General features: G+C 28.9%; 1 protein-coding gene. It reads right to left on the reverse strand.

Annotated elements, in window-relative coordinates; translation table 11 throughout:
* Positions 1 to 76: 76 nt before the first annotated feature.
* Positions 77 to 764, reverse strand: a 688-nt coding sequence (locus tag L1D47_RS20925; RefSeq protein WP_239886639.1) for a hypothetical protein, incomplete at its 5' end; no start/stop codon positions are given.

Here is a 764-nt window from a genome sequence, read left to right on the forward strand (position 1 = left end):
GATATTGAGTTAATCAACACTTTTGCATAATGAATATAATTAATATCAAAAGTTAAGCAAACTCTATTTAGGTTCATCAAAACACCTTCTTTGTATTAACAAGCAAATATAACACAGGAAGTAATATCATAACCGCTATTAGATCTTTAAACCAAACAAGATTAGCAATATTATTACTTAATGGCAAAAACAAGCATATGCCGATTAATATTACATTTGCAAAACCTGAAGGTAATGAAAGTTTCAACAAGGATCTACAAAATAAGAATTGAATGATAAAAATAAAAGGAATGACAAAAATATATGCTTCCCCAAACATAACAAATGCTTGACCAGTATAGAATGAGTTCATATTCACCCAACCACTTCCTTCACCAAAATAGTGCTTCACAATCTCAGCCGCAGGGTCAAATGTTTCGGTACCCGAAAAGTGCCTAACTGGTGATGAATATAATAACGCACCTAATTCAAAGTTTTGAAAATACTGCCTTATGAGAAACATACCTTCAGCTTGAACTAAAAATATACGTTCAAAAATTTTATAAAAAATCTCACTTGAACTACTATATAAACCAGAAAATGTCAAATATATAATGGGTGTTAATAAAGTAAAAACATAGATTATCGTATTTACACGTAACCTACCAAAAACAAATAGTCCCCATAAAAAAAGCATAATAGGCATAAACAAATAGCTTTTTATTAAAGTTAATAATGAGTAAATCAAAAATAATAAACATAGAGAAAGTAAAGTTGCTTTACCT

The organism is Shewanella sp. Isolate7 (assembly GCF_022398425.1).
Taxonomy (GTDB): Bacteria; Pseudomonadota; Gammaproteobacteria; order Enterobacterales; family Shewanellaceae; genus Shewanella.